The organism is Bradyrhizobium sp. CCGE-LA001 (genome assembly GCF_000296215.2).
Classification (GTDB): Bacteria; Pseudomonadota; Alphaproteobacteria; order Rhizobiales; family Xanthobacteraceae; genus Bradyrhizobium.
On record NZ_CP013949.1, the window covers coordinates 800,952 to 823,307 of the forward strand.

Consider the following 22,356-nt stretch of genomic DNA (forward strand, 5'->3'; position numbering starts at 1 on the left):
GCGCGAAAAATTCAGCCTTCAATCGGCGTCAGCCGGCTGAAAAATGCTCCGGATCCAATTCTCGCGCACCCTTTGTTTTGGTTCAGGCAGGATTTCATAGAAAGGCGCTGGCGGGCGGGCCCTGTCAAGACTGGATTGCATCAAGGATGTGCGCGGCCTCGAAGATAGGCATGGTGCCTATCGGCCGTGATGCTTTCGGAGGCGCGTAAGCGCGTCCGCGTGTTGCGGCAGGCGCGCCGCCGGATGAGGCTGGGAGAGCGGGGCAGTGCGCGGTATTCGGCGACTAAATTGAGAATATCCTGTGGCTCGCATTAAGAAAGCGGGCGTTTGTCCGAGGGAAGGCGGCCGCCGCCGGCGCGTCAGGCGAACAGCACCCTGTCGGTGCCGTTCGCCGAAGGTTGGTATGGATCGGCTGATCCTATTCGGCGGCTTCGATGCGAAGAGTCACGAGCCGCGCCAGTGCGTCGCGGACGCCTGCACCGTAGGCGGGATCGGCCTTGGTGCAGTTGGCGATGTGCCGCTCCTGGATCGGCACGGCCGCCACCCCGACAGAACGAGCCGTGTTGTCGAACAAGGCTTGCCGCTGCGCAGCGTTCATCTTGCGGAAGAGGTCGCCGGGTTGCCGGTAATGATCGTCGTCGATGCGGTGATCCCAATGCGCCGCCGCGCCGTCGATCTCGAGCGGCGGCTCGTTGAGGTCGGGCTGGTCCGCCCACTCGCCGCGGCTGTTCGGGAAATAGGTCGGCGTGCGCCCGAGATTGCCGTCGATTCGCATCGCGCCATCGCGATGGTAACTGTGATACGGGCATTTCGGCGCGTTGACCGGGATCAGATGATGGTTGACGCCGAGGCGATAGCGCGCCGCGTCACCATAGGAGAACAGCCGTGCCTGCAGCATCTTGTCGGGTGAGAAGCCGATGCCGGGGACGATATGGGCCGGAGAGAAGGAGGCCTGCTCGACTTCGGCGAAGACGTTTTCCGGGTTGCGGTTCAACTCGAAATAGCCGACCTCGATCAGCGGGAAGTCCGCCTTCGGCCAGATCTTGGTCAGGTCGAACGGGTTGAAGGCGAACGCTTTGGCTTGATCGTCGGTCATGACCTGCACGAACATCGTCCAGCGCGGGAAATCGCCGCGTTCGATGCTCTCGAACAGGTCGCGCTGGTGAGTCTCGCGGTCCTTGCCGATGAGGGCTTCAGCCTCGGCGTCCGTCAGGTTTTCGATCCCCTGCTGGGTCCGGAAGTGAAACTTCACCCAGGTGCGCTCATTGGCGGCGTTGATGAAGCTGTAGGTGTGGCTGCCGAACCCGTGCATGTGCCGGAAGCTCTTGGGAATGCCACGTTCGCTCATCACGATGGTGACCTGGTGCAGGGCCTCCGGCAGCAGCGTCCAGAAGTCCCAATTGTTGTCGGCGCTGCGCATTCCGGTGCGCGGATCGCGCTTGATCGCATGATTGAGGTCGGGAAAGCGCAAGGGATCGCGGAAGAAGAACACGGGCGTATTGTTGCCCACCATGTCCCAATTGCCTTCCTCGGTGTAGAACTTCAGTGCAAAGCCGCGAATGTCGCGTTCGGCGTCGGCCGCGCCGCGCTCGCCGGCCACGGTCGAGAAGCGCGCGAACATCGGGGTCACCTTGCCGATCTCCGAGAAGATGTTCGCCTTGGTGTAGCCTGAGATGTCATGGGTGACCGTGAAGGTTCCGAAGGCGCCGGATCCCTTGGCGTGCATGCGCCGCTCGGGAATCACCTCGCGATCGAAATGGGCGAGCTTCTCGATCAGCCAGACGTCCTGCAGCAATGCGGGGCCGCGGCGGCCGGCGGTCATGATGTTGAGATTGTCGCTGACGGGGGCTCCCGTGGCGTGCGTGAGATGGGGGCGTTTGTCGCTCATGGCGTAAGTCCTGGTCGATGATGGAGGTGGGTATCGGCGCCGCGCGGTCAGCCGTGCCAATGGGAATTGCGGATGACGCTGCAGAAATTGCCGCGATGGAAATGCGGTTCCTTGTCGGCGATGACATCGGCCTTGACGTTGCCGAACGTCGTGTCCGGCCGATACTTGATGCCGTCGTAGAAGGCCTGGATGATGTCTTCCTTGAAATGCGGCGTGCGCGGAAACGCCTTCACGACCGCTTCGCGCTCCGTGTCGGAATATTCATCGTAGGTCAGTCCGAGGACATCCATCTCGACGCCCGCGGTCACCAGCGCGACGACCGGGTGCATGTGCTGAGGGATGCCCGGCGTCGTGTGCAGGGCGATCGCGGTCCAGACCGTGTAGGCGTCCGCCTCGGATATTCCGTGGCTGCGCAGGAAGTCGCGCGCGGCATGCGCGCCGTCGACCTCGAACCGCTCGTGCTTGCTGCCGTGGCCCGGCATCAGGCCGATGTCGTGAAACATGGCGCCGGCGTAGAGCAGTTCGCGGTCGAATGTCAGCCCGCGGCGAACTCCGGCCATCGCGCCGAACTGGTAGACGCGGCTGGAATGATTGAAGAGCAGGTCGGTTTCGGTATCGCGAATATATTCGGTGATGGCGCGAGCGAGCTTGCTGTCGGGAATGACAGCGGCCTTGGTGATGTCTGACATGATCAGCTCCTTGAATGTGGGTCGCCTGCATGTTAGTTCCGGGCTGGATTGTCTTGAATCGACGTAATACGTCTAGAACGGACAAATCCGGATCGAGGCGGCCACGGGCGCGAAGCCGAAAACGAGGACAGTTGTGATCGTGGCGCTGCCGGGCGTGCAGCTGCTCGACGTTGCCGGACCGCTCGACGTGTTTGCCGAGGCCAACGTGCAGGCCGGCTATGACGCCTATGCCTTGTTCGTGGCGGGTGCGGAGCCGGGGCCGATCCGCAGCTCCTCGGGTGTCCGGCTGATGCCCGACCGGATCGTCGACCGTGACTTCCAGGAACCGGTCGACACCCTGCTGGTCGCGGGATGCCCGAACGCAGCGGAAGTCCCGGCGGATGGAGGTGTCGCCGACTGGCTGCGGCGGCGGGCTTCGCGAACCCGCAGGTTCGGCTCGGTGTGCAGCGGGGCGTTCTTCCTTGCCGCCGCCGGTCTGCTCGATGGCAGGCGGGTCACGACGCATTGGGCGGTCGCGGACATGCTGGCCAGGAAATTCCCGTCGGTCACGGTGGACAAGGATGCCATCTACGTCACCGACGGCAAGCTCCGTACGGCCGCGGGCGTCACCGCCGGGCTGGATCTGGCACTGGCGCTGGTTGAGGAAGATCTCGGGCGCGATACGGCCATGAAGGTCGCAAGCCAGCTCGTGATGTTCTTCAAGCGTCCGGGTGGGCAGATGCAGTTCACCCGCAAGGGCGAGGCCGTTCCCGCCGGCCGCGCCGCGCTGCAGGAGTTGCAGCGCTGGGTCGCCGCCAACCCCTCGCTCGATCACAGCGTTGCAAACCTCGCGGAGCGCATGGAGCTCAGCCCAAGGCACTTTGCCCGGCTGTTCCGCGCCGAAGTCGGGGTCACGCCTGCGACCTGGGTCGAAGAAGCCCGGGTCAATGCGGCAAGAAGGCTGCTCGAGTTCGGCAACGAACCACCGAAGCAGGTGGCGCTGCATTGTGGGTTCGCCGATGCCGATACGCTGCGCCGCGCCTTCCATCGTCACGTCGGCGTGACGCCGGCCGAATACCGCAAGCGGTTTGCACGAATCACGGAGGTTCCAGATCGCCGACGTTGAGGTCAGAGCGGGCTGACGGGCCATCCGCCGGGTGTGCGGGGGACCTCAGGATACCCGCTTGCTTTCCGCTCCCTTTGGCCCCAAATAGGGACCGGGAGATTGGCGGTGGACGAGCCACTCGCCAACCGGGTCAGGTCCGGAAGGAAGCAGCCCTAACGAGGTCCGGATCGGGTCGCTCGTCAGTCTCCTACCTGTTTTTTCGAGCGAATTGCGCCGGCGGGTCTCCCGCCAGCGCGCTCCTTTCCGCAAAAGCCGGCCGAGAGAGATTTCATTGCGGATCGACCGATGACCGACGCTGGCGCCCCTCCCAATCCTGACAGCGCCGGCCAAGCCGGCAACACGCCCTACCGGGTGCTGGCGCGCAAATACCGTCCTTCCTCATTCGACGACCTGATCGGCCAGGAGGCCGTGGTCCGAACCGTCTCCAACGCGTTCGAGACCGGGCGTATCCCGCAGGCCTGGATCCTCACCGGCGTCCGCGGCGTCGGCAAGACCACCACCGCGCGCATTCTGGCTCGTGCACTCAACTATGAGATGCCTGATGGCTCGGTGAAGGGGCCGACCATCCACATGCCCTCGCTCGGCGTGCACTGCCAGGCGATCATGGAAAGCCGGCACATGGACGTGCTGGAGATGGACGCGGCGTCACACACCGGCGTCGACGACGTCCGCCAGATCAATGACAGCGTGCGCTATGCCCCCGCCAGCGCCCGCTACAAGGTCTACATCATCGACGAAGTCCACATGCTGTCGACGGCGGCGTTCAACGCCTTCCTGAAGACGCTGGAGGAGCCGCCCGAGCACGCCAAATTCGTGTTCGCCACCACCGAGATCCGCAAGGTTCCGGTCACCGTGCTGTCGCGCTGCCAGCGCTTCGACCTGCGCCGCGTCGAGGCCGATGTGCTGATGAAGCACCTCGCGAACGTCGCGACCAAGGAAAGCGTCGAGATCGAACCGGAGGCGCTCGGCATCATCGCGCGTGCCGCCGAAGGCTCGGTGCGCGATTCGCTGTCGCTGCTCGACCAGGCGATCGCGCATGCGGCGGGCCAGGTGAAGGCCGACGCGGTCAGGCAGATGCTGGGCCTTGCCGATCGCACCCGCGTCATCGACCTCTTCGAGTCGCTGGCGCGCGGCGACATCGCGGCCGCCTTCAAGGAGTTCCGCGACCAGTACGATGTGGGCGCCGATCCGGTCGTGGTGCTCTCGGACCTCGCCGAATTCGTCAATTTCGTCACCCGGGTGAAGGTCATTCCGGCGGTTGCCGACAACGTCGCCTATGGCGAGACCGAGCGGGTTCGCGCGCGGGACTTCGCCTCGAAGATCTCCATGCGGGTGCTGTCGCGGATGTGGCAGATGCTGCTCAAGGGCATCACCGAGGTACAGGCCGCAACGCGCCCCGCCGCCGCGGCCGAGATGGTTTTGGTGCGTATCGCCTATGTGGCCGACCTGCCGACGCCGGACGAAGCCATCAGGATGCTGGAACAGAACGGCGGCGGCTCGCAGGTCGTGAACGGCGGGGGAGCTGCGCGCAGCGCGCCGGGTGCGCCGATGGCTTCTGCGCCGCCGGTCACGTCTGCGCCCGTTCGTATGCCGACGTCATCGCCGTCTTCCTTCGGTGGTGGCGCACGGCCGCAGATGGCTGCCCCCGCGCCGGCCCCGCAAGGCGCGACGCCGCAGCTGCGCATCACGAGTTTCACCCAGCTCGTCGCGCTCGCAGGCCAGAAGCGCGACATCATGACCAAGAGCGCGCTCGAAGGCGACATGCGCCTGGTCCGTTTCGAGGAGGGCCGGCTGGAAGTCGCGCTCGAGCCCAACGCCTCCAAGACCATGATCTCGGAGCTTGCGAGGAAATTCGAGCTGTGGACCGGCCGCCGCTGGACCGTGATCGTCTCCAACGAACAAGGCCAGCCGACGCTGCGCTCGGTGAACCAGGCGGCGAAGCAGGAGCATGCCCGCACCGCCGAGGCCGATCCGCGCGTGCAGGAGGTGCTGTCGCGTTTCCCCGGCGCGAAAGTCGTCGAGGTCCGCAGGCTTGCCCCCGAGACGCCGGAAACCAATATTAACGCCGACTATGGCAGTGACGATCCACCGGCTGGTTTCGACGGCGACGACGATCTCTGAGCCTCTTTCAAGGACATCGAGCTATGGCTGATTTTCTCGGCATGATGAAGCAGGCGGCGCAGCTGCAATCCAAGATGCAGGAGATGCAGGACCAGCTCTCGAGCGTCGAGGTCGAGGGCATTTCCGGCGGCGGCCTCGTCGCCGTGCGCATGACCGCCAAGATGGACGTCAAGAGCATCAATATCGATCCCTCGCTGATGAAGGCTGAAGAGCGCGAGGTGCTGGAAGACCTGCTCGTTACCGCGCTTGCGGATGCCCGCCGCAAGGCGGAAACGGCGGTGCAGGAGAAGATGCAGTCGCTCACGGGCGGGCTCGGCCTGCCGCCGGGGTTGTTCGGCCAGTAAGATGGGCGCGGTTGCAGGTCCTGAAATCGAGCGGCTGGTCCAGCTGCTCGCGCGGCTGCCGGGCCTTGGTCCCCGTTCGGCGCGGCGCGCGGCGCTGCACCTGATCAAGAAGCGCGAAGCGCTGATGATGCCGCTGTCGTCGGCGCTCCAGGTTGCGCTCGACAAGGTCGAGGTCTGCAAGACCTGCGGCAACATCGACACGCAAAACCCCTGCACCGTCTGCACCGATCCGAAGCGCGATTCATCCATCATCGTCGTCGTTGCCGACGTCGCCGACCTCTGGGCGCTGGAGCGCGCCAATGCCACCCAGGGGCGCTATCATGTGCTGGGCGCGACATTGTCGCCGCTCGACGGCGTCGGCCCGCAGGACCTCACCATCGATGCGCTGGTGGCGCGCGCACACGACCAGCAGGTGCACGAGATCATCCTGGCGCTCAACGCGACGGTGGACGGCCAGACCACGGCGCACTACATCACCGACCTGCTCCAGGACGCCAATGTGAAGGTGACGCGGCTCGCCCACGGGGTTCCCGTCGGCGGCGAGCTTGATTATCTCGATGAAGGTACGCTATCGGCTGCGATGCGGCAGCGCACCCTGTTCTAGAGCGTTTTCGAGCGAAGTGGATACCGGTTCGTGTGAAGAAAACGCGTCAAAGCAAGAATTCCCATCCAGACTTTACGGAACGGACGACATGACGAAACTTTTCGCCACACGCTCGGCTTTGGTCGCGACGATGATGATTCTGGTGACCCCGGCCATTTCCGCGCAGCAGGGCGATGAGACGCCGCCGTCCAAGCCCGGCAAGCCGATCAACACCGGCGACGTCCTGTCGGGCGAGCTGAACGCGATGAAGGTGCGCGACGTCAAGAACGGCAAGCGCGTCGCCACCTATCAGATCACGTCCGAGCCGCGCCGGCTGCCGCCGCCGAACGGGCTGTGCAATCTCGAGACCGGCCCCGAGACCTTCCAGCTAGTCACCTCCAGCGACGCGCAGGCCACGCAGCTGAAATCCTTCGTCGGCAAGGAGATCTCGGTCAAGGTCGACGAGATCGCCTGCGCCAGCGACGCCGGCCAGATGAGCGAGGCCGTGATCACGAAGTGGAGCCTGATCAAGAAGCAGTAGGGCGCTCTCTCCGACTCCGGTGTCATCGCCCGCGAAGGCGGGCGATCCAGTGCGCCGCAGCTTCACGGTCAATCACAACTGTCTCGGAGTACTGGATGCCCCGCCGGAGCCTGTCATCGGGCTCACCGTAGGCGAGACCCGGTGGCGGGGCATGACAGCAAGTGTGGGCTACACCCGCACCGGCCCGAGCGCTTCGAAATGCCCGCGCTTCTGCAAATACGCCAGCAGCATCAGGCTCGGGATGGCGACGAGGACGGAGATCGCGAAGAACATCGGCCAGCCCGTCTCTGTCGCGAGGTACCCCGCGCCTGACGACAAATAGGTGCGTCCCACCGCGGCGAGCGCGGTCAGCAGCGCATATTGGGTCGCGGTATGCAGCGGGTTCTGGCACAGCGCCGAGAGATAGGCGACGAAGATCACGGTACCGATGGCGTTGCAGAAATTGTCGGAGGTGATGGCGAGGGTCAGTGCCCATTCGTTGACGCCGACCAGCGCCAGCCACGAGAACGACAAATTGGACATCGCCTGCACGATGCCGCCGATCCACAGGCTGGTTGCGAGCGAATAGCGCCGGGCCACGAAGCCGCCGGCAAAACCGCCCGCCAATGTCGCGATGATACCGACTCCCTTGACGATCACGGCGTAGTCGTTGCGCGTGAAGCCGATGTCGATCACGAACGGCACCGTCATGTTGCCAGAAAACGCGTCGGTGAATTTGAACAGCACGACGAAGGCAAGCGCGGTCCATGCTTCCTTTCGCTGCAAGAACTCTGAGAACGCGCCCAGCGCGGCATGGAACACCCGCGTGAGGGCGCCATCGTCCCGCGTGACGGCCTCGGCGCGCTGCGATTGTGCCGGCTCGGTGGCGGCCAGTGCAGTCACCGTGCCGATCAGCACCATGGCCGCCATCACCACATAGCCCCACATCCAGGCGGCGCCACGCGGGACGACCGCCTCGAAACCGGTGACGATGAACAAGGCGCCCGCAGTCGATACCAACATGCCGATGCGGTAAGCCGCGACATAGGCGGCCATGCCGGCGGCCTGCTCGCTTTCGGGCAGGCTCTCGACGCGGAAGGCGTCGACGACGATGTCCTGGGTCGAAGACATCGTCGCGACCAGGAGTGCGCCAAGCGCGACGAACAGCGGCGAGCGCGCCGGATCGGTCAGGGCCAACAGCAGAATAGCGCCGATCAGCAGCAGCTGCGAAAACACCAGCCAGCCGCGGCGGCGTCCGAAGGCACGCGTGAAGAGCGGGACATGCAGCGCGTCGACCAGCGGCGCCCACAGGAACTTGAGCGTGTACGGCGTTCCAACCAGCGCGAACAGCCCGATCGTTCCGAGATCGACCCCGGCCTCGGCCATCCACACCAGCAGCGTCGATCCCGACAGCGCCAGCGGCAGCCCCGAGGAGAAGCCGAGGAACAGCACGATCAGCACCCGCGGCTGCAGGTAAACGGCAAGGCTGTCGCGCCAGGAGGGCGCAGGCGCGGAAGCCGCGGCGGAGGAGGTCGCGTCGGGTGCGGTCATGAGGGGGTGTTAGCAGATTCTGGCGGAAAAGACTCGCGGTAGCCAGTGAGGCGGGAACGCCTTCGATATCCTCAGTGTCATCGTCCGCGAAGGCGGACAATCCAGCAATCACCAGCGTCTCGGTTCAATCACGACTGCCGCAACGTACTGCCTTCGCGGGGCATGACGGTGTGCCCTAATTTCACTCCCCGGCCTGGAGCTTCCTTGGAAACAGCTCCGCCGCCCCCGTCGCCACCAGACGCGGGCCTTCCGCATCGCTCTTGCTGAAATCGAGTTCCTCGATGCGTCCGGCGCGCTTCTCGATCTTGTCGGCGGAGATCAGCACCTGGCGGACGTCCTCGTTGACGTCGGAAAAATGCTTCTGCAGCTTCAGCACGCGGTCGCGCAGGCGGCCGAGGTCGTCGCCGAGCTTGATCACCTCGGTGCGGATCTGGTCGGCGGCATCGCGCATGCGCGCGTCCTTCATGATCTGCTGCATCACCTGGATCGCGAGCATCAGCAGAGAGGGCGATACCAGCACGACGCGGGCGCGATAGGCCTTCTGGATCACGTCGTCGAAACCGTCATGGATCTCGGCGTAGACCGATTCCGACGGCACGAACATCAGCGCCATCTCCTGGGTCTCGCCGGCGACGAGATATTTCTCGGCAATGTCGCTGACGTGCTTCATCACGTCGCCGCGCAGCCGCTGGGTGGCGATGCGCTTCTCCTCGTCGGTGCGGGCGTCGTGCAGCGCCGTCATCGCCTCCAGCGGAAATTTCGCGTCGATGCAGAGCGGGCGCTGGTCCGGCAGGAACACGACGCAGTCCGGCCGCTTTCCGGTCGAGAGCGTGAACTGGAACTCGTAGGAGCCTTTCGGCAGTCCGTCCTGGACGATCGCCTCCATCCGCGCCTGGCCGAAGGCGCCGCGCGACTGCTTGTTGGCGAGCACGTCGCGCAAGGTCGTCACCTGCGTGGTGAGGTCGGTGAGGTTCTTGTGCGCGCTGTCGATGATGCCGAGCCGCTCGTGCAGCGCGCGCAGGCTCTCCATGGTGTTGCGGGTGGAGTGTTCCATGGATTGGCCGACGCGGTGCGTCACCGAGTCCAGCCGCTCGTTGAGCCCCCGCGCCATCTCGGCCTGACGTCCCGCCAGCGCTTGTGTCATGGCATCGACCCGGCCTGAGGATTCGCTCTGGGCTCGCAGCACTTCGCTGAGCCGTTCCTCGAGCTCGTCGGCTCGGATCGCGTGCGCCATGGCGAGTTCCGCGCCGCGCCGCCCGGAGCGCGCGATCACCACGGCAATGACTACCAGCAGGATGAGGACCAGGGCGCCGAAGCCGATCAGCGCATCGATCGTGCGCACGGGCCAGTCGCCAGCCGTGAAAATGATCTCGTTCATGCCTGCCCTTCTAGCCGATTCGCACGCGAACGCGAACGAAGAGGGAACGATGACGGTTAACGAGGCACTAATTTTCATGGTTAATGGAGCCCGAAGATTTATGGTTAGCGGAGGGTTAACGGAGTTCCTCGCTGGATTGACCGCATCCGGCGCGCAGCTTAAATCGCGGCCATGGCCCTCAGAGAAATCATCATCCTGCCCGACAAGCAGCTGCGCCTGGTCTCCAAGCCGATCGAGAAGGTCACGCCGGAGATCCGCAAGCTTGCCGACGACATGTTCGAGACCATGTACGACGCGCCCGGCATCGGCCTTGCTGCGATCCAGGTCGCGCAGCCGCTGCGGCTGATCACCATGGACCTCGCCAAGCGCGACGAGGACGGCGAGACCAGGCACCAGCCCCGCGTCTTCATCAATCCGGAGATCATCGCCTCCTCCGAGGAGCTGTCCACTTACGAGGAAGGCTGCCTGTCGATTCCCGAATATTACGAGGAGGTCGAGCGTCCCGCGAAGGTGCGCGTGCGTTTCCTCGACCTCGACGGCAAGGTGCACGAGGAGGACGCCGAAGGCCTCTACGCCACCTGCATCCAGCACGAGATCGACCATCTCAACGGCGTCCTGTTCGTCGACTATCTGTCGAAGCTTAAGCGCGACCGCGTGATGAAGAAGTTTGAGAAGGCCGCTAAGCGCGCGGGCGAGTAGGGCCCGGCTCTCTCAACTCGTCATGGCCGGGCTTGACCCGGCCATCCACGCCTTGCTTGCTTTGTCGCCAAGTCCGTGGATGCCCGGGACAAGCCCGGGCATGACGGAGAATCAGAACTCTCACCGAATGCAGCCCCGATGCCCCTCCGCCTGATCTTCATGGGCACGCCCGATTTCTCCGTGCCGACGCTGCTCGAGCTGGTCGCGCATGGCCACGAGATCGTAGCCGTCTACACCCGCGCGCCGAAGCCCGGTGGCCGCCGCGGCCTGCAATTGCAGCCGACGCCGGTCGAGGACGCCGCGCGAAAGCTCGGTGTTCCCGTGCTGACGCCGAAGACGTTGAAGACGCCGGAAGCGCTCGATGAGTTTCGTGCCTTCGATGCCGATGCGGCCGTCGTCGTCGCCTACGGCATGATCCTGCCGCAGGCGATCCTCGATGCGCCCAGGCTCGGCTGCTACAATCTGCACGCCTCGCTCTTGCCGCGCTGGCGCGGCGCCGCGCCCATCAACCGCGCCATCATGGCCGGTGATGCCGAGAGCGGCGTGATGGTGATGAAGATGGATGTCGGCCTCGATACCGGCGACGTCGCCATGGCCGAGCGTCTTGCGATCACGGACACCATGACCGCAGCTGACCTGCACGACCGTCTCTCCCGGTTGGGTGCCGATCTCATGGTGCGCGCGATGGCCGCGCTCGACCGCGGCGGGCTCCAGCTCAAAAAGCAGAGCGAGGAGGGCGTCACCTATGCCGCCAAGATCGACAAGGCCGAGGCGCGGATCGACTGGAGCAAGCCCGCGCGCGCCGTGCTGCGCCACATCCACGGCTTGTCGCCGTTCCCCGGTGCCTGGGCGGAGCTTGACAATGCGCGCGTCAAAATCCTGCGCTGCGAGCCCGCGAAAGGCGCGGGCGCGCCGGGCGAAGTGCTCGACGACCACCTCACCATCGCCTGCGGCGAGGGCGCCATCCGCATCATCGAGCTGCAGCGCGAAGGCAAGGCCCGCATGCAGGCCGCGGATTTTTTGCGTGGCGTGCCGCTGAAGGCGGGAGCTAAATTCCACTGACGCTGTCATACCCCGCGAAGGCGGGGTATCCAGTACGCCGAGGCTTCTCGGCAACCGGATGGGCTGCGGACTACTGGATTGCCCGCCTTCGCGGGCAATGACAGCGAAACTGGATACAATGCCCCGCTACAAGCTCACGATTGAATATGACGGCGCGCCCTTCTGCGGCTGGCAGGTGCAGGAGTCGCTGCCCTCGGTGCAGGGCGCCTTGGAAGCCGCCGTCAAGGCGATGACCGGCGCCGATCTGCGCGTGCACGGCGCCGGCCGCACCGACGCCGGTGTGCATGCGCGCGGCCAGGTCGCGCATGTCGACGTCGAGAAGCCATTTCCGCCGGGCCGGTTTCGCGACGGGCTGAACGCGCATCTGCGGCCGCATCCGGTCGCGGTGCTCGAGGCCGAGATCGTCCCCGCCACCTTCGAGGCGCGCTTCTCGGCCATCAAGCGCCACTACCGCTATCGCATCGTCAACACCCGCGCCAATCTCGCCCTCGACATCGGTCACGCCTGGCGCGTGCCGCGACGGCTCGACAGCGACGCGATGCATGCGGCCGCGCAGCGCCTGCTCGGCAAGCACGATTTCACCACGTTCCGCGACACCGAGTGCCAGGCCAAATCGCCGGAGAAGACGCTCGACCAGCTCGACGTGCTGCGCGACGGCCGCGAGATCACGATCATCACCTCGGCGCGCTCGTTCCTGCACAGCCAGGTGCGCTCGATGGTGGGCTCGCTGGTGTGGGTCGGCGAAGGACGCTGGAGCGCCGACGATCTCTCCGCCGCTCTCGCCGCCCGCAATCGCGCCGCCTGCGGCATCGTCGCCCCGCCGGAGGGCCTGTATCTGGTGAAGGTGGATTATTAGCGAGGGCGCAGAGATCGCGTGCGATCTCACCACACCCTCGCTGTCATGCCCCGCGAAGGCGGGGCATCCAGTACGCCGCGGCCCCTCGGCTCAATCACTGCTGCCTCTGGAATACTGGATCGCCCGCCTTCGCGGGCGATGACAGCGCAACCCGTGGTGGCGCTGAGCGCTTAGGCAAAATACCGCGCCAAAATCCCCCGATACACCTTGGTTAGCTTCTCCAGATCAGCCACCGGCACGCGCTCGTCGATCTGGTGCATGGTCTGGCCGACCAGGCCGAACTCGATCACCGGGCAGTAGCTGGAGATGAAGCGCGCGTCCGAGGTGCCGCCCGAAGTCGACAGCTCCGGCTTGCGGCCGGTCACCTCCTCGATTGCGGCCACTGCGAGATCGGTGAACGGGCCGGGCTTGGTCACGAACACGTTGGAGTTCGAGGGCTCCCAGACGATGCGGGCCTTGATGCGGTTACCGCAGGCTTTTGCGAGGCGCGTCTCGACCAGCTCGCGCAAGCTCGCTTGCGTGTGGTTGTCGTTGTAGCGGATGTTGAATTTCGCGCGGGCCTCGCCGGGAATGACGTTGCTCGCCTTGTTGCCGACGTCGACCGAGGTGAATTCGAGGTTGGAAGCCTGGAATTGCGCGCTGCCATGATCGAGCGGCTCGTCGGAGATCGCTACGATCAGCCTGGAGATGTCGGGCACCGGATTGGAGGCGCGATGCGGATAGGCGACATGGCCTTGCACGCCGTCGACATAGAGCGTGCCCGATTGCGAGCCGCGGCGGCCGACCTTGATGGTGTCGCCCAGCGTCTCGACATTGGAGGGCTCGCCCAGCACGCAATGGTCGAACTTTTCGCCGCGCTCGGCCGCCCATTTCAACAGCTTGATGGTGCCGTTGATGGAGACGTCTTCCTCGTCGCCGGTGATCAGGAACGAGATCGAGCCCTTTCCGTCGGTGCGCGGCTTGCCGTCATTGGCAGCGAGATGCTGCAGCACCGCGGCGACCGAGCAGGCGATGCCGCCCTTCATGTCGACCGCGCCGCGGCCATGCAGCACGCCGTCCTTCACCTCACCGGAGAACGCGCCGACGCTCCAGGCGCTCTCGTCACCCGGCGGCACAACGTCGGTGTGTCCGGCAAAGGTGATGTGCGGGCCCTCGCTGCCGATCCGCGCATAGAGATTGTCGACGTCGGCGGTGCCTTCCTCGCTGAACGTCACGCGGTGGCAAACGAAGCCGGCGGCGGTGAGGATGTTTTCGAGCACCCCGAGCGCACCGGCATCGGCCGGGGTTACCGAGGGGCAGCGGATCAGGTCGCGGGCAATGGAGAGAGCATCGGTCATGCGCCCCGCTTAACATGCATGCCGCCGGGTGGGCTAGCACGGGGCGGAACAAATTCGATCTCGCGGCTCTGGTCCCATACTTTTGCGGAGGGCGCGGAATCGTCCCGGGCTTCCGGGGCGGGACCGAACCGATTGGGCCCTGCGGTGCCGCGCAGGAAGCCGGTCTCGACAAAAGCGGCGAGGGAAAGGATGAAGCTCGCTAGCGCAATCGGCAGCATCAAATAGGTGTCCGGAAGGCGGTCCTCGAACTGCTTGGTGAGGCCCGGCAGCATGAAATACGCAAGCAGCCACCAGGCGGACTTGTCGCGATCATGCAGGCGCTTCACTGTGATCGCGAGGGAGATCCAGAGCGTCAGCGCGGTCGCAGCCAGCTTGAGCAGCAGCAGCGGCAGATTGTCCAGCAGCGCCCATCGATAGGACGTGGGATCGACGATCCTAAAGACGTCGTCGGCATTCAGATTGAAGGATCTGACCTCGCTGCCCAACGCGTTCATGATGCCCAGGCAAAGGCAGAGCAGCAGGATCATGCCGCAAAAGACAAGGATCAGGCTGCACCAGAACCCGGCGCGGCCAATCCGGCCGTCGAAGCGGAAGAGGTACCAGGTCCAGTCCATGCGAGAGGCTCCGGGCGGGAGGCGGCGCCCGGAGAATTGGTCGCGATGGAGGGAGAGCGGGTTCGATGAGGCGAATGGTGAATAGCGAATGGCGGGTAGGGCCCAGGCCCCATTCTGGCCATTCGCTATTCGCCTGACATCAATCCCGCAGCAGCTCGTTGATGCTGGTCTTGGAGCGCGTGCGCTCGTCGACGCGCTTGACGATGACGGCGCAGGCGGTGCTCGGGCCGATCTGGCCGTTCTTCATCGGCTTGCCGGGCAGCGCGCCCGGAACCACCACCGAATACTCGGGGACTTCGCCCATGAAGACCTCGCCGGTCTCGCGGTCGACGATCTTGGTCGAGGCGCCCAGGAACACGCCCATCGCCAGCACCGCGCCCTTGCGCACGATCACGCCCTCGGCGACCTCGCTGCGCGCGCCGATGAAGCAATCGTCCTCGATGATCACGGGCTCGGCCTGGAGCGGCTCGAGCACGCCGCCGATGCCGGCGCCGCCGGAGATGTGCACGCGCTTGCCGATCTGGGCGCAGGAGCCGACGGTGGCCCAGGTATCGACCATGGTGCTCTCATCGACATAGGCGCCGAGATTGACGAACGACGGCATCAGCACGACGTTCTTGGCGATGAAGGCCGAGCGGCGGACGACGGCGCCCGGCACCGCGCGAAAGCCGGCGTCGCGAAAGCGGTTCTCGCCCCAGCCTTCGAACTTCGAGGGCACCTTGTCCCACCAGCTCGCCTTGCCGGGGCCGCCGGGAATGACGTCCATGTCGTTGAGGCGGAACGACAGCAGCACCGCCTTCTTCAGCCATTGATTGACCTTCCACTTGCCATCAGTGTCGCGCTCGGCCACGCGCGCCTCGCCCTTGTCCAAGGTCTCCAGCACCTGCTCCACGGCCTCGCGCACCTCGCCCTTGGTCGAAATCGAGATGCCGTCACGCGCGTCGAAGGCGCTGTTGATGGTGGATTCGAGGGCGGACAGGGACATCGGGATTTCCTCTAGGAAGCGGGAATTTCGAAGGATTGGGCGCTTTTTCGGGATTTGAGCGGGCGGAGTCAAGGCATACTCGGTCGTCGTCCCGGGGCGCGCGAAGCGCGAGCCGGGACCCATAGCCACAGGCAGGTGTTTGGCGAGGACTCGGAGTTATCGATCTCGCGCCACAAGCGCTTCCTGTGGTTATGGGTCCCGGGCTCGCTTCGCGCCCCGGGACGACAGCTGTTATCGTGGCAACAGCTTGCCCAAAAACCCCGTCAGATCATCCGTGACGTGGTCGACATGGGCGGCATCCCGGCCCTCCAGTTCCCAGTCCTCGCGCACCACCTCCTTGGTGCCGTCGGGCCCCACCAGCACCGTGGTCATGCCGAGTGCGTGGGGCACGGTGAGGTTGCGCGCAAGATCCTCGAACATGGCGGCGCGGGTCGGATCGACCGAATGGTCCGCGAGAAATTTCCGGTAGGTCTGCTCCGCCGGCTTGGGCTCGAAGCCGGCGGCGATGATGTCGAACACGCCGTCGAAATGGCCGGCGAAGCCGAGCCGCGCCAGCACGGCATCGACATGGTCGACCGAGCCGTTGGTGAGGATCAGCTTTCGTCCCGGCAGCTTTGCGATGGCCTCGCCGAGCTGCGGGTTCGGCTCCAGCGGCGAATGGTCGATCTCGTGGACATAGGCGAGGTAGTCGTCGGCGGAGACGCCGTGGAGGGTCATCATGCCGCGCATGGTGGTGCCGAAGCGCAGATAATAATCCTTCTGGATCTTGCGCGCTTCCTCCGGGCCGACATTCAGCCAGTTGCAGACGAACTCCCCGATCCGCGCATCGACCTGCTGCCACAGATTGACGTGATGCGGATAGAGCGTGTTGTCGAGATCGAACACCCAGGTGTCCACATGGTCGAAAGTGCGGGGCAAGTTCATCGACTCCTCTCGATCACGGCAGCGCAAACCGCAGCGTCTTGCCGCCGCTCGACATATCCACCGCACCAAAACCCGTGGCGGCGAAGCCGCGGGCGCCGCAATCGGTCTGCTCGCTGGTCTCGAACTTGGTCTCGCGCGTGCAGAGCTGCTTGTCGCCGCCCCAGTTCAGCGGCCGGTCCTTCAGCCTGACGACCCGGTTGTCGGCATCGACCGCTTCGGCGAAGCTGAATATCTGTTTGGGCTGGCCGGCCACATCGGGATGCAGGCACATCTTCGGATCGATGCGATACCAGCCGCGGCTCGTCACCGACTTGCCGTCGTCGGTCGCGACCGCCGCCATCACCTTGTGCGGCGTGTCGTTGCACCAGGTGAGGCCGCTCGTGGACGGCGTCTGCACCGCATCGACCATGGTCTTGAAGAAGGTTTGCGACGACACGGTGTCGGACGCGAGTCCACGGCTCTTGAGAAAGCCGGTGAGCGCGGCTTGCGTCTTCGGCCCGTCGACACCGTCGATCGCGCCGACGTCGTAGCCCGCGATCACCAGCAGCCGCTGGATGCCGGCGAGGCGCGCCTGCTCGTCGTCATATTCGGAATCCTCGGCGAGATAGGCAATGAGGTTGCCGTCCGCGGCTTGCGTCGGCGTCACCTGCGTGAAGGCGACTTGCGTCTGACCGCTGCGGCACTGCCGTGCCGCCGCGATGACGAAATTGTCCTGCGCCACGCACAGCATGTCGCGGCCGTTCTGCGGAATCGGGGAGGCGCCATAGACGCCGAGCGCGCGGGCATTGAGCAGGATGCGGTCGGCCGTCAGCGTGCCCTGCACCACCACGCGGCAGGTCGCAGGATCGATCCTGAACCAGCCGCGCGTCGCGGTCGCCGCCTTGTCGTCGATGCCGATCGCGGCCTCGACGACATAGGACATGCGGTTGCAGATCTTGAGGTCGGCGTGCGCAGGCGCAGAGGAGAAGAAGAATGAGACGGCTGCGGCGGGCAGCGTCATCAGGAAGCGGGTGAGGGGAGAGCGGCGGGAGCGCTGAACTTTCCGCTCGTCATGCCCGGGCTTGACCCGGCCATCCACGTGCGACAGCGCGCGCGGAGAGCCGTGGATGGCCGGGTCAAGCCCGGCCATGACGGCGTCGCGTGTCTTCTCGTCTCTCACTTGTGGATCAGCGTGCCCGTGCCCTGGTTGGTGAAGAGCTCGAGCAGCACCGCGTGCTGCATCTTGCCGTCGATGATGACGACGCCCTCGACGCCCTGCTCGAGCGCGTAGATGCAGGTCTCGACCTTCGGGATCATGCCGCCGGAGATGGTGCCGTCGGCGATCAGCTTTCGCGCGTCCTTCACCGAGAGTTGCGGGATCAGCTTCTTCGACTTGTCGAGCACGCCGGGCACGTCGGTGAGCAGCAAGAGGCGCTTGGCCTTGAGCGCGCCGGCCACCGCACCGGCAAAGGTGTCAGCGTTGATATTCAGCGTCTGGCCGTCCTTGGACGTTGCGAGCGGCGCCAGCACCGGGATCAGCTCGTAGCCGATCAACTGGTTGAGCAGCGTGAGGTCGACCTTCTCGGGGTCGCCGACGAAGCCGAGATCGACCGCCTTCTCGATATGCGAGTCCGGATCGATGATGGTGCGCGTCGTCTTCGACGCCTTCACCATGTTGCCGTCCTTGCCGGACAGGCCCACGGCCTTGCCGCCGGCCTCGTTGATGTAGCCGACGATCTGCTTGTTGACGGAGCCGGCGAGCACCATCTCGACGATCTCGATCGTCGCGGCGTCGGTGATGCGCAAGCCGGCTGCGAATTCTGAGACGATGCCGAGCCGCTTGAGCATGGTCGCGATCTGCGGCCCGCCGCCATGCACCACGACAGGATTGATCGCGGTTTGCTCAAGCAGCACGATGTCGCGGGCGAAGTTCTTCGCGGTCTCCTCGTCGCCCATGGCATGGCCGCCATATTTGATGACGATGGTTTCCTCGTCATACTGCTGCATGTGCGGCAGCGCTTCCGACAGGATGCGGGCCTGGTCGAGCGGGGAGATGTCGGTCATGTCACGGTCTCGCTGGCGGGTCGGTCGGTGCGCGTTCTATCCGATTGGCGGGCGTGGCGCAAAGTGTGCGTTCTTCCTCTCTCCCCTTGTGGGAGAGGGTGGCTCGCCGCGTAGCGGCGAGACGGGTGAGGGGTTCTGTCCGCGAGCGCGTCTGTGGAGAGACCCCCTCATCCGGCGCTTCGCGCCACCTTCTCCCACAAGGGGAGAAGGAAAAGAGCGTCACTTCCTCGCCACCACCGCCGCCAACGTCACCGCCAGCCAGCTCGCGATCATCACCATTCCGCCCGTCGGCGCCGCCATCGGAAACAGCGCGTGCCCGGCATATTGCCGCAAGGTGAGGTCGCCCGCGAACAGCGCGGCGCCAGCTGCAAAGCCGCACGCGGCCGCAAGGCTAATTCCGCCGTGCAGAAGGCCGCGCGCAAGCAATGCCACGGTCGTGAGTATGGCAGTTGCATGAAACAGCAGCATGGCGCTGGCCGATGCCAGCCGGCTCGCATCGCCGCCATGTGCGGAGGCCGCCGCCAGCGCGACGCCGGCAGCGCCCATCAGGCCGGCAAGCCCGATCAGCACGCGTTGCGCCGCCATCATGAGGTCCGCTCTTCCAGCAGCTTCGCCATCGCGGCGCGCAAGCTCTCCATGCCGGTGGAGCTGCGCGAGGAGGTCGCGAGCACGTTCGGGAACGCGGCGGGATGCTTGGCAAGCGCAGCCTCGGTCTCGGCGATGCGCGCCTGCAACTCGGCGGCCTTGACCTGGTCGGCCTTGGTCAGCACGATCTGATAGCTGACGGCGGAACGGTCGAGCGTCTTCAGCACTTCGAGATCGACTTCCTTGATCCCATGCCGCGCGTCGATCAGCACATAGACGCGCGCGAGCGAGGCGCGTCCCAGCAGGAATTTGTGGATCAGCTCGGTCCAGGACGCCACCTGGCTCTTGGGCGCCTTGGCATAGCCGTAGCCCGGCATGTCGACGAGCCGCAGGTCACCTTTGCCGGGGACCTCGAAGAAGATCAGTTCCTGGGTGCGCCCCGGCGTGTGCGAGGTGCGCGCCAGCGCATTGCGTCCCGTGAGCGCGTTGATGAGGCTCGACTTGCCGACATTGGAGCGGCCGGCAAAGGCGATCTCCAGCCCCGCCATCGGCGGCAGCGTCGCGATCGAGGGCGAGGCCCAGATGAACTGCCAGTCGCGGGCGAACAGCTTTCGCCCGGCTTCGATCAGCCTCGCATCTTTGTCGTCGGTCATGCGAAGCTCGCTGTTTCCCCACGTCATTGCGAGCGAAGCGAAGCAATCCAGAAATGCATCCGCGGAGGGATTCTGGATTGCTTGGTCGCTTCGCTCCTCGCAATGACGGCCCGTAGTGACGGCGCTTACGTCGCCTTCCTTGCGAAGGTCGCCTTGAGATTGTCGAACAGCTCCACCTTCACGCCGTTGCGGCGCATGATGTAGCTCTGCTGGATCACCGACAGCAAATTGTTCCAGGCCCAGTAGATCACGAGGCCCGCCGGGAAGCCGGCCAGCATGAAGGTGAAGATCAGCGGCATCCAGTTGAAGATGAGCTGCTGCGTCGGATCCGGCGGCGTCGGGTTCAGCTTCATCTGGAACCACATCGTGATGCCCATGATGATCGGCCAGATGCCGAGTGCGAGGTAATGGCCGAACACCGGAATCGTGGTCGGATCGAACGGGAGCAGCCCGAACAGGTTGAACAGATTGGTCGGGTCAGGCGCCGAGAGGTCCTTGATCCAGCCGTAGAACGGCGCGTGCCGCATCTCGATGGTGACGAACAGCACCTTGTAGAGCGAGAAGAACACCGGGATCTGGATCAGCACGGGCAGACAGCCGGCGACCGGATTGATCTTCTCCTTGCGGTAGATCTCCATCATCTCCTGCTGCTGCTTCACCTTGTCGTCGGGATAGCGCTCCTTCAGCGCCATCAGCTGCGGCTGGATCGACTTCATCTTCGCCATAGAGGCGTAGGATTTGTTCGCCAGCGGGAAGAACAGCAGCTTCACGATCACCGTCACGAGCAGGATCGAGATGCCGAAATTGCCGAAGAAGCGGAAGAAGAAGTCGAGGCCGAGGAACATCGGCTTGGTGAGGAAATAGAACCAGCCCCAGTCGATCAACAGATCGAAATGATTGAGGCCGAGCTCCTTGTTGTAGCCGCCGAGACCGGCGAACGGGAACACGCCGACGACGCCGGCTTCCTTGGCGCCCGCGAACAGCCGCGCGTTCGCGGTCGCGGTGCCGCCGATCGCGACGGTGACGGGGTCGAGCAGATAGTCGGTTTGGTAGGTATGGACCTTGCCGACGGGATTGGACGAGAAGCGCGCCTGCAGCTGCGCATCGGTGTCCGGCAGCAGCGCGGAGGCCCAGTATTTGTCGGTGATGCCGAGCCAGCCGTTCGTGGCCTTGAAATTCACCTGCTTGGCTTCGTCGATCTGCTTGTAGGAATATTCCTGCAGCTTCTGGTCGCCGAGATAGCCGATCAGGCCTTCATGCAGGATGTAGTAGCCCGAGACCTGCGGCGCGCCGTGGCGCGAGATCAGCGCGAACGGATAGAGCGTGACAGGCGCATTGCCGACGTTGCTCACCTCGTCCTTGATGGTGAAGAGATAATGGTCGTCGACCGCGATGGTGCGGCGGAAGGTGAGGCCGTCGCCATTGTCCCATTTCAGCACCACCGGCGACTTCGGCGTCAGGCTGCCGCTGCCTTCCTGCTGCCAGACGGTCTGGGCATCGGGCATCTTCGCGGTCACGCCGGTTGCCGCCACCCAGCCGAATTCGGCGTAATAGGGCTCCACGGTGCCGGAGGGAGAATAGAGAATGATCGGCGGCGATTTCGGATCGACGGTTTCGCGGAATTGCACCAGCGCGATGTCGTCGATGCGGCCGCCCTTCAGCGCGATGCTGCCGGCGATCCGCGGCGTGTCGATCTTCACGCGCGGGCTCGCGGCAAGGGCGGCCTCGCGGGAAACGGTCGGCTGGGCTTGATTCGCGGCCGGCGTCGACGGCTGAGCCGCGCCGGGTTGCGGCGCGGTGCCCGGGGTCGCGGACGCGGTCGGCTGTGGCGTGCTGGATTTCTGGAGCTCGGCCGCCTGCTGCTGGGCGCGCTGCTTCTCCATCTGCGGCACATTGTAGAAATACTGCCAGGCGATCAGCACGAGGCCGGACAGAATGATGGCGAGGATCGTATTGCGGTTGTCGGTCATCGATATTGTCTCGTCATCAATCCGGTTTGCGGCTGGTCGCCGTGGCGTGACCTGGCCTCTGGCCGCGCGCCTTGACGGGTGCTTTGGCCGTATGCCGCGCGGGCTTCGTGAATGCTATGCGCAGATCGTCGAGCATGGTCGCGAAGTCGCGCGAGAGCGCGTCCCTTCGGCCGACCAGCACGTAATCATGATGGGGTTGCATCGACACCGGATCGAGCCGCTTCACCAGTTCGCGAAGCCGGCGCCGGATACGATTGCGCTCGGGGGCGTTGCCGTTCTTCTTGGTGACGGTGAAGCCGATCCGGATCGGGCCGGAATCGTCCCGGCCAAGGCTTTTTCGGTCAAGGCTTTGCAGGACGAACGCGGGACTATTCGCCCGCGCGCCATTGGCAACGGCGAGGAAATCCGCCCGCTGCCTCAGCCGATCCATGATGAAATCCCGGAAAAGG

At 65.0% G+C, this 22,356-nt stretch carries 22 protein-coding genes and 1 other RNA gene; 9 read left to right on the forward strand and 14 right to left on the reverse strand.

Features of this window, described 5'->3' with window-relative positions; translation table 11 throughout:
- Positions 1–418: 418 nt before the first annotated feature.
- Both BCCGELA001_RS03760 and BCCGELA001_RS03765 read right to left on the reverse strand, forming a co-directional pair.
- Positions 419–1,888, reverse strand: coding sequence for a catalase (locus BCCGELA001_RS03760; protein ID WP_060734654.1), 1,470 nt, complete (start codon positions 1,886–1,888; stop codon positions 419–421).
- Between the two features lie 47 nt (positions 1,889–1,935).
- Positions 1,936–2,577 (reverse strand): HD domain-containing protein, encoded by a 642-nt coding sequence (locus BCCGELA001_RS03765; protein WP_008542681.1) that lies wholly within the window; start codon positions 2,575–2,577, stop codon positions 1,936–1,938.
- Between the two features lie 133 nt (positions 2,578–2,710).
- On the opposite strand from BCCGELA001_RS03765, the gene BCCGELA001_RS03770 reads away from it, so the two are divergent.
- The 6 genes from BCCGELA001_RS03770 to BCCGELA001_RS03795 all read left to right on the forward strand — a co-directional run bounded on the left by BCCGELA001_RS03770 (position 2,711) and on the right by BCCGELA001_RS03795 (position 7,271).
- On the forward strand, positions 2,711–3,682 hold the full coding sequence (locus BCCGELA001_RS03770; RefSeq protein ID WP_008542683.1) for a GlxA family transcriptional regulator: 972 nt from the start codon (positions 2,711–2,713) through the stop codon (positions 3,680–3,682).
- 94 nt (positions 3,683–3,776) lie between these two features.
- An RNA gene (ffs, locus tag BCCGELA001_RS03775) (signal recognition particle sRNA small type) lies at positions 3,777–3,873 on the forward strand.
- Between the two features lie 94 nt (positions 3,874–3,967).
- Complete coding sequence (locus BCCGELA001_RS03780; protein ID WP_060734656.1) at positions 3,968–5,803, forward strand: DNA polymerase III subunit gamma/tau; 1,836 nt, start codon at positions 3,968–3,970, stop codon at positions 5,801–5,803.
- A 23-nt stretch (positions 5,804–5,826) separates the two neighbouring features.
- Positions 5,827–6,147, forward strand: coding sequence for a YbaB/EbfC family nucleoid-associated protein (locus BCCGELA001_RS03785; RefSeq protein ID WP_008542694.1), 321 nt, complete (start codon positions 5,827–5,829; stop codon positions 6,145–6,147).
- Between the two features lies 1 nt (position 6,148).
- On the forward strand, positions 6,149–6,751 hold the full coding sequence (gene recR / locus BCCGELA001_RS03790; RefSeq protein WP_008542696.1) for a recombination mediator RecR: 603 nt from the start codon (positions 6,149–6,151) through the stop codon (positions 6,749–6,751).
- Between the two features lie 88 nt (positions 6,752–6,839).
- Positions 6,840–7,271 (forward strand): hypothetical protein, encoded by a 432-nt coding sequence (locus BCCGELA001_RS03795; RefSeq protein ID WP_008542698.1) that lies wholly within the window; start codon positions 6,840–6,842, stop codon positions 7,269–7,271.
- Positions 7,272–7,439: 168 nt separating this feature from the next.
- On the opposite strand, the gene BCCGELA001_RS03800 is transcribed toward BCCGELA001_RS03795, so the two are convergent.
- Positions 7,440–8,801, reverse strand: coding sequence for an AmpG family muropeptide MFS transporter (locus tag BCCGELA001_RS03800; protein ID WP_060734657.1), 1,362 nt, complete (start codon positions 8,799–8,801; stop codon positions 7,440–7,442).
- A gap of 181 nt (positions 8,802–8,982) precedes the next feature.
- Positions 8,983–10,179: a DNA recombination protein RmuC gene (locus BCCGELA001_RS03805; protein WP_008542716.1), complete on the reverse strand. Its 1,197-nt coding sequence runs from the start codon at positions 10,177–10,179 to the stop codon at positions 8,983–8,985.
- Positions 10,180–10,350: 171 nt separating this feature from the next.
- Here BCCGELA001_RS03805 and def point away from each other — a divergent pair, with 171 nt between their 5' ends.
- From def to truA, 3 genes are all read left to right on the forward strand, one after another.
- The gene (gene def / locus BCCGELA001_RS03810) at positions 10,351–10,878 is read left to right on the forward strand and encodes a peptide deformylase (protein ID WP_008542718.1); all 528 of its coding nucleotides are present in this window, start codon (positions 10,351–10,353) and stop codon (positions 10,876–10,878) included.
- Positions 10,879–11,016: 138 nt separating this feature from the next.
- The gene (gene fmt / locus BCCGELA001_RS03815; protein WP_060734658.1) at positions 11,017–11,940 is read left to right on the forward strand and encodes a methionyl-tRNA formyltransferase; all 924 of its coding nucleotides are present in this window, start codon (positions 11,017–11,019) and stop codon (positions 11,938–11,940) included.
- Positions 11,941–12,058: 118 nt separating this feature from the next.
- A complete protein-coding gene (truA, locus tag BCCGELA001_RS03820; RefSeq protein ID WP_060734659.1) occupies positions 12,059–12,796 on the forward strand; it encodes a tRNA pseudouridine(38-40) synthase TruA in 738 nt (245 codons plus the stop codon).
- 170 nt (positions 12,797–12,966) lie between these two features.
- On the opposite strand, the gene dapE is transcribed toward truA, so the two are convergent.
- The 10 genes from dapE to rnpA all read right to left on the reverse strand — a co-directional run bounded on the left by dapE (position 12,967) and on the right by rnpA (position 22,337).
- The gene (dapE, locus tag BCCGELA001_RS03825; protein WP_060734660.1) at positions 12,967–14,133 is read right to left on the reverse strand and encodes a succinyl-diaminopimelate desuccinylase; all 1,167 of its coding nucleotides are present in this window, start codon (positions 14,131–14,133) and stop codon (positions 12,967–12,969) included.
- Positions 14,130–14,747, reverse strand: a complete 618-nt coding sequence (locus tag BCCGELA001_RS03830; protein ID WP_008542723.1) for a DUF805 domain-containing protein — start codon at positions 14,745–14,747, stop codon at positions 14,130–14,132. Before BCCGELA001_RS03830 ends, dapE begins: the two co-directional genes overlap by 4 nt.
- Positions 14,748–14,886: 139 nt before the next feature.
- The gene (gene dapD, locus BCCGELA001_RS03835) at positions 14,887–15,732 is read right to left on the reverse strand and encodes a 2,3,4,5-tetrahydropyridine-2,6-dicarboxylate N-succinyltransferase (protein WP_008542724.1); all 846 of its coding nucleotides are present in this window, start codon (positions 15,730–15,732) and stop codon (positions 14,887–14,889) included.
- A 231-nt stretch (positions 15,733–15,963) separates the two neighbouring features.
- Positions 15,964–16,656: a pyrimidine 5'-nucleotidase gene (locus BCCGELA001_RS03840; protein WP_060734661.1), complete on the reverse strand. Its 693-nt coding sequence runs from the start codon at positions 16,654–16,656 to the stop codon at positions 15,964–15,966.
- Positions 16,657–16,669: 13 nt separating this feature from the next.
- On the reverse strand, positions 16,670–17,656 hold the full coding sequence (locus BCCGELA001_RS03845) for a DUF1036 domain-containing protein (RefSeq protein WP_060737471.1): 987 nt from the start codon (positions 17,654–17,656) through the stop codon (positions 16,670–16,672).
- Positions 17,657–17,811: 155 nt separating this feature from the next.
- Positions 17,812–18,699: an acetylglutamate kinase gene (gene argB, locus BCCGELA001_RS03850; RefSeq protein ID WP_060734662.1), complete on the reverse strand. Its 888-nt coding sequence runs from the start codon at positions 18,697–18,699 to the stop codon at positions 17,812–17,814.
- A gap of 219 nt (positions 18,700–18,918) precedes the next feature.
- Entirely contained in the window at positions 18,919–19,287 is a 369-nt protein-coding gene (locus BCCGELA001_RS03855) for a DUF423 domain-containing protein (RefSeq protein WP_060734663.1), read from the reverse strand.
- The gene (yihA, locus tag BCCGELA001_RS03860; protein ID WP_008542738.1) at positions 19,284–19,937 is read right to left on the reverse strand and encodes a ribosome biogenesis GTP-binding protein YihA/YsxC; all 654 of its coding nucleotides are present in this window, start codon (positions 19,935–19,937) and stop codon (positions 19,284–19,286) included. Before yihA ends, BCCGELA001_RS03855 begins: the two co-directional genes overlap by 4 nt.
- A gap of 125 nt (positions 19,938–20,062) precedes the next feature.
- Positions 20,063–21,907, reverse strand: coding sequence for a membrane protein insertase YidC (gene yidC, locus BCCGELA001_RS03865; protein ID WP_060734664.1), 1,845 nt, complete (start codon positions 21,905–21,907; stop codon positions 20,063–20,065).
- 16 nt (positions 21,908–21,923) lie between these two features.
- The gene (gene rnpA / locus BCCGELA001_RS03870) at positions 21,924–22,337 is read right to left on the reverse strand and encodes a ribonuclease P protein component (RefSeq protein ID WP_008542743.1); all 414 of its coding nucleotides are present in this window, start codon (positions 22,335–22,337) and stop codon (positions 21,924–21,926) included.
- Positions 22,338–22,356 lie beyond the last annotated feature (19 nt).